We start from the raw sequence: 5803 nt of genomic DNA, 5'->3' as shown, positions 1-5803 counted from the left end.
GGATGGGGCGGTGCCCTACCGCGTGATGACCGTCTGCACCGGCAACATCTGCCGCTCCCCCATGGCCGAGTCCGTGCTGCGCCGCCGCTTCGCCGAGGCCGGCCTGGAGGGGCGGGTGGTGGTGGACTCCTCGGGGATCAGCGACGAGGAGGACGGCAACCCGGTCGACCGCCGCGCCCGCGCGGTGCTGGCCGACGCCGGCTACGACGTGCCCGAGCACCGCGCCCACCGGGTCACGCGCGAGGAGATCGCCTCGCGCGACCTGCTGCTGGCGATGACGGCCCGGCACGCGCGCTGGCTGCGCACCCGGGCCCCCGAGGGGGGCTCCGCCGACAGGGTGGTGATGTACCGCTCCTTCGACCCGGCCGCCCCGGACGTGGCCGGGCCCGGCGCGGTGGCCGACGAGTCCGCCCTCGACATCGCCGACCCCTGGTACGGCGACCGCAGCGACTTCGAGGAGGCCCTGGCCCAGATCGAGGCGGCCGCCGACGGGGTCGTCGAGCACGTGCGCCGCGAGCTCGACGCCCGCTCCTGAGGCCCCGGGTGCCGGCCGGCTCAGAACAGCCGGCCGGCCGCGTCGGCGTCGGGCTCCTCCAGCGCGAGCAGGAAGCGCTTGCGCCACAGCCCGCCCGCGTACCCGGTGAGGGTGCCGTCGGCGCCGACGACGCGGTGGCAGGGCACCACGACCGAGAGCGGGTTGCGGCCGTTGGCGGCGCCGACGGCCTGCGCGTGGCCGGGGCCGCCGATCGCGCGGGCCAGCTCGCCGTAGGTGACGGTGGTGCCGTGCGGCACCCGCCGCAGCGCCGCCCACACGCGCTGGTCGAAGGCGTCCCCGCGCGGGGCCAGCGGCAGGTCGAAGGCGGTGCGCCCGCCGGCGAAGTACTCCGCCAGCTGGGCGGCCGCGTCGGCGAACGCGGCGTCGTCGCGCGCGCCGAGGTCGGCGGGGACGCCGCCGCGGTGGTCGGGGTACCACACGCCGACCAGGCCGCGCTCGTCGCGCGCGAGGGTCAGCTCCCCCAGCGGGGAGGGCAGCAGCGCGTGCAGCACCGGGCGCCCCGGGCCGGGGTCGGCCGGGCCTCAGGCCGCCAGGTGCAGGGCGTCGCGGGTGCGCGCCAGCGTCTTGGCCAGCAGGTCCGGCTGCTCGGACAGCGGGCGCCCGTAGGAGGGCACCATGTCCACGAGGCGCTCGCGCCAGGCCTCCTGGTGCGCGGGGAAGCACTGCGCGAGCAGGCGCAGCACGACGTCCACGGCCGTGGAGGCCCCCGGGGAGGCGCCCAGCAGGGCCGCGACGGAGCCGTCGGCGGCGTGCACGAGCTCGGTGCCGAACTGCAGCACGCCGCCGCGCGGGCCCTTCTTGATGACCTGCACGCGCTGACCGGCGGTCAGCAGCTCCCAGTCCTGCTCGCGCGCCTGCGGGTAGAACACCTTCAGCGCGTCCAGGCGCTGCTCGGCGGACTGGGTGAGCTGCTTGACCAGGTACGTCATCAGCGGCACGTTGTCGCGGGCGACGGCGAGCATCGGCAGGAGGTTGTCCGGGCGCACGGACAGCGGCAGGTCAAGCAGCGAGCCCTTCTTCAGGAACCGCGGGGAGAACCCGGCGTACGGGCCGAACATCAGCGAGCGGCGGCCGTCCATGACGCGGGTGTCCAGGTGCGGCACGGACATCGGCGGGGCGCCGACCTCGGCCTGCCCGTACACCTTCGCGGAGTGCTGCGCGACGACCGCGGGGTCGGTGCAGCGCAGCCACTGGCCGCTGACGGGGAACCCGCCGAAGCCCTTGCCCTCGGGGATCCCGCTGCGCTGCAGCAGGTGCAGGGCGCCGCCGCCGGCGCCGACGAACACGAACGGGGTGGAGACCTCGAAGCGGCCGGCGGAGGAGGTGCCCTGCAGGGTCCAGCCGGAGCCGCGCCGGGCCAGGTCGGTGACGGCGTGGCCGGTGAGCAGCTCCACGCCGCGGGCCGCGGCGCCGGTGAGCAGCTCGCGGGTCAGGGCGCCGAAGTCGACGTCCGTGCCGGCGGTGGAGCGGGTGGCGGCGATGCGCTCGCCCGCCCCGCGACCGGCGGTCAGCAGCGGGGCCCACTCACCGATCTCGGCGTGGTCGGTGGACCACTGCATGCCGGCGAACAGCGGGTGCTGCGAGAGCGCCTCGTAGCGGGCGCGCAGGAACTCCACGTCGCGCGAGCGCACGAAGCTCATGTGGGCCACGGGGTTGATGAAGGCGCCGGGGTCGCCCAGCACGCCGGTCTCCACCAGGTGCGCCCAGAACTGGCGGCTGACCTGGAACTGCTCGTTGACCTGCACGGCCTTGGCGATGTCCACGGTGCCGTCGGGCCGGGCGGGGGTGTAGTTCAGCTCGCACAGCGCGGAGTGGCCGGTGCCGGCGTTGTTCCAGGCGTCGGAGCTCTCGGCGCCGATGGTGTCGAGCTTCTCCAGCACCAGGACGGACCAGTCCGGCTCGAGCTGGGTCAGCGCGGTCGCGAGGGTGGCGCTCATCACCCCGCCGCCCACCAGCACGGCGTCGTAGCGGTCAGCAGCGGGCAACGGACTCACCCTCGTCTCTCCAGCGGCGTCGTCGACCCGGCAAGGCTACGTCCTGCGGGCCGCGCCGGACCGTCCGGGAGGCGCCGCGGTGGCGTGCGTCACACGTGAGACGCCTCTCACCGCGCGCGCACCGCTCACCGCGGTCCCTGCGCGGGCCCCTGCGGGGGCCCGTGCGCGGGTCCCTGCAGCGGCAGCTGCGCCGGCAGCAGCGCCAGCAGCCGGGCGCGCTCGGCGGCCAGGCGGTGCAGCAGCGCCAGCTCCTCCTCCGCCGCGCCGGGGTCGGTGCCCCGGCGCATCCGGTCGCGCCGGAAGGCCAGCTCGGTGGCGGTCTCCTGGAAGTCGCGCAGCGCCCGCGCGCCCGCGCGCCCGCCGGCGGCGCGCACCGCCCCGCGCGCCGAGCGGCGCGCGGGGCCGGAGGCCAGCACCCGCACCTCCTCCGGGCGCAGCCAGCCGGTGCGCACGTACACCTGCAGGGAGCGCTCCACCAGGCGCGCCTCGCGCGCCCGGGCCGCCAGCGCCACGCCCAGGGCCGCGACGAACACCGGCACCTGCAGCAGCAGGTACAGCTCCACGAACGCCGTCACGCCGCTGCCGGCGCTGAGGTTCCACAGCGAGTGCAGCACGACGCCCACCGCCAGCCCGGCCACCGGCCCCAGCACGCGCACCGCGGGGCGGCGGCGCCCGGCGGCCACGCCCAGGCCCACCCCGACGGCCATGGTGAACAGCGGGTGGGCGAACGGGGAGACCACGCAGCGCAGCACGAACACGGTCACCAGCGCGGCGGGCTCGTCGTCGCCCAGGGCGCGGCCCAGGTACAGCACGTTCTCCAGGTAGGCGAAGCCCACGCCGACGACGGCGGCGTAGACGATGCCGTCGACGACGCCGTCGAACTCGCGGCGCTGCTTCAGCAGCAGCACCAGCACGCCCAGGCCCTTGAGGACCTCCTCGACCACCGGCGCCACGAGCACCGAGGAGCTGCGCACGTCGCCGACGGCGGCCTGCACCAGCTGCGAGCCCACCGAGTTCAGCACCAGCGCGCCCAGGCTGGCCACGCACGCGCCCCAGCCGAAGGCGAAGGCCAGCAGGTGCGGCGGCTCGGCCTCGTGGCGGTCCAGCCACAGCACCGCCGCCAGCACCGGGCCCACCGGCACGGCCGCCAGCGCCAGGGCCGGCAGGGCGCCGGAGGCGCCGACCTCCATCGTCACCGCGCCCAGGCTCAGGACGCCGCAGACCACCAGCACGAGCACGGTCAGCACCAGCAGGGAGCGCCCCCGCGCGGGCGCGGGCGCGGCGGCGGTGCTGCTGTCGGGGTCCGCCGGCACCCCGCGAGCGTAGCCGGGACGCCCGGGCGGGGCCCCCGCGCTGACTACGCTGGAGCGGTGAGCACCTCTGCGCCGACCAGGAACGGCGACCGCGTCCAGGACCGCATCGTGTGGATCGACTGCGAGATGACCGGGCTGGACCTGTCCCGCGACGCCCTGGTCGAGGTCGCCGTGCTCGTCACCGACGCCGACCTCAACGTCCTCGGCGACGGCGTGGACGTGGTGGTCAAGCCGCCGCAGGAGGCGCTGGAGGGCATGGACCGCGTGGTGGTCGACATGCACACCTCCTCCGGGCTGCTGGCCGAGCTGCCCGCCGGGCGCACCCTGGCCGAGGCCGAGGAGATCGTCCTGGAGTACGTGCGGCGCTGGGTGCCCGAGCCGCGCAAGGCGCCGCTGGCGGGCAGCTCGGTGCACACCGACCGCGCCTTCCTGGTGCGGGACATGCCCCGCCTGACCGACCACCTGCACTACCGCCTCATCGACGTCTCCTCCGTCAAGGAGCTGGCGCGGCGCTGGTTCCCGCGGGTGTACTTCCACACCCCCCGCAAGCACGGCGGGCACCGGGCGCTGGCGGACATCCGCGAGAGCATCCAGGAGCTGAAGTACTACCGGGAGGTGCTGTTCGTGCCGCAGCCCGGCCCGGACTCGGAGACGGCCAAGGCCGCCGGCGAGCGCCTGGAGCTCAAGCCCGCCCCCGCCCAGGAGGGGCTGCCCGAGAGCTGAGCCGCCCGGCCGGGCCCCCGCGGCGGGCTCGGGTTCGGGGAGCACGCCGCGGGGCGTGTATGCTCCCGACGTCACGACGTGCGCTGCACGACGTCACGCGGTGGGTGTAGCTCAGCTGGTAGAGCACCTGGTTGTGGTCCAGGAAGTCGCGGGTTCAAGTCCCGTCACTCACCCCACGCACGAGGGGCCCCGGCCCGCGGAGACGCGGACCGGGGCCCCTCGGCGTCCCCGGGCCCGCTGCACGGGCCGGGCACCCGCTCCTACAGTGGGAGCGTGAGTGGGACCGTGCACGAGCTGGAAGCGCAGCAGACCCCCGACGACGCCGGAGACGCCGTCCTGGAGCTGCTCTCGACGATGGCCGACCGCGGGACGGTCGTGGCCATCACGCTCTTCTCCGGCGGCCAGGTGGTCTCCGGCACCCTGGTGGGCCGCGACCGCTGGCTGCAGGAGTTCGTCGGGCGCGCCGCCCGCGGCGGCGGCGGCGGCCGGCAGATCGCCGAGCAGGTGCAGGGCCTCTTCCGCGCCGCCGACCTCAGGCGCCCGGGCGACGGGCGCGCCCCGCGCGACTACCTGCACCTGCTCGACGCGCAGATCGACGGCCTGCCCCGCATCGCGGAGGGCCTGCTGTGGCGCGGCCGCATCAGCGAGGTGGCGGGCTGGTCGCTGGGCTCGCTCTGAGCGGCGCTCAGCCGGCGGCGGGCCCGGTCCCCTCGCCGGCGGCGCCCTCCCCGGCGCCGCCGGCGGAGGCGGACTCGCGCCGCCCGGCGCGCAGCAGCTGCTCGCGCAGCCACGCCAGGTAGGCGTCGCGGTCGGCGCGCAGCGCCAGGGACACCACCGGCCCGGCGGGCGTGCTCCAGGCGGCGACGCCGCGCACGGGCAGCACCACGACGTCCAGGGAGAAGGAGCGCACCGGCCGGCCCAGCTCGCGCTCCACCCGCGCCAGCAGCGTCGTCTCGAACAGCGCCGTCGGGGTGCGCGCGACCACGCGCGCCTCCAGCGCCCGGGCGCGCCCGGCCCAGGCGACGGCCTCGTCCATGCCCAGCTCGGCCAGCCCGCGCAGCTCCGGCATCCCGCGCAGGCCCGGGTAGGACGGCGGCAGCAGCGACGTCAGCGCGTCCGGGCCGCCGGGGAACGCCCCGGCCCACCAGCGCGCCCACTGCTCGCCGGCGGCGGCCGTGCCGGCCAGCGGGGCGTCGGGGCGCGCCAGGGGCCGGGGA

Annotated in this window: 6 protein-coding genes, 1 tRNA gene and 1 pseudogene; 4 read left to right on the top strand and 4 right to left on the bottom strand. The window is 76.7% G+C overall.

The annotated features are described in order from the left end of the window. Window positions 1–25 precede the first annotated feature (25 nt). Window positions 26–535: a low molecular weight protein-tyrosine-phosphatase gene (locus tag GTR00_RS12975; RefSeq protein ID WP_205705712.1), complete on the top strand. Its 510-nt coding sequence runs from the start codon at window positions 26–28 to the stop codon at window positions 533–535. A gap of 20 nt (window positions 536–555) precedes the next feature. Here GTR00_RS12975 and GTR00_RS12970 read toward each other — a convergent pair whose 3' ends face one another. The 3 genes from GTR00_RS12970 to GTR00_RS12960 all read right to left on the bottom strand — a co-directional run bounded on the left by GTR00_RS12970 (window position 556) and on the right by GTR00_RS12960 (window position 3863). Then, window positions 556–1044 carry a methylated-DNA--[protein]-cysteine S-methyltransferase gene (locus GTR00_RS12970; RefSeq protein ID WP_166612030.1) on the bottom strand — a complete coding sequence of 163 codons (489 nt, stop codon included), beginning with the start codon at window positions 1042–1044 and terminating at the stop codon, window positions 556–558. Between the two features lie 33 nt (window positions 1045–1077). Further along, window positions 1078–2550, bottom strand: coding sequence for a malate:quinone oxidoreductase (locus GTR00_RS12965; RefSeq protein WP_166612028.1), 1473 nt, complete (start codon window positions 2548–2550; stop codon window positions 1078–1080). Between the two features lie 125 nt (window positions 2551–2675). Continuing rightward, window positions 2676–3863, bottom strand: coding sequence for a PrsW family intramembrane metalloprotease (locus GTR00_RS12960; protein WP_166612027.1), 1188 nt, complete (start codon window positions 3861–3863; stop codon window positions 2676–2678). A 126-nt stretch (window positions 3864–3989) separates the two neighbouring features. Here GTR00_RS12960 and orn point away from each other — a divergent pair, with 126 nt between their 5' ends. From orn to GTR00_RS12945, 3 genes are all read left to right on the top strand, one after another. Next, on the top strand, window positions 3990–4586 hold the full coding sequence (gene orn / locus GTR00_RS25810; protein WP_205705710.1) for an oligoribonuclease: 597 nt from the start codon (window positions 3990–3992) through the stop codon (window positions 4584–4586). 100 nt (window positions 4587–4686) lie between these two features. Further along, a tRNA-His gene (locus GTR00_RS12950) sits at window positions 4687–4762 on the top strand. Window positions 4763–4859: 97 nt separating this feature from the next. Further along, window positions 4860–5264: a hypothetical protein gene (locus GTR00_RS12945; RefSeq protein WP_166612025.1), complete on the top strand. Its 405-nt coding sequence runs from the start codon at window positions 4860–4862 to the stop codon at window positions 5262–5264. A 7-nt stretch (window positions 5265–5271) separates the two neighbouring features. Here the strand turns inward: GTR00_RS12945 and GTR00_RS12940 are convergent. Beyond that, a pseudogene (locus GTR00_RS12940) lies at window positions 5272–5803 on the bottom strand (hypothetical protein); the annotation flags it as partial.

The organism is Kineococcus indalonis (assembly GCF_009906395.1).
Classification (GTDB): domain Bacteria; phylum Actinomycetota; class Actinomycetes; order Actinomycetales; family Kineococcaceae; genus Kineococcus; species Kineococcus indalonis.
The sequence above is the reverse complement of the archived record's forward strand: the minus strand, read 5'-3'. Positions and strand labels throughout refer to the sequence as shown.

Coding starts and splice junctions, on each gene's coding strand:
- GTR00_RS12975 (WP_205705712.1), top strand. CDS start 26: ATGACCGTCTGCACCGGCAACATCTGCCGCTCCCCCATGGCCGAGTCC.
- orn (WP_205705710.1), top strand. CDS start 3,990: ATGACCGGGCTGGACCTGTCCCGCGACGCCCTGGTCGAGGTCGCCGTG.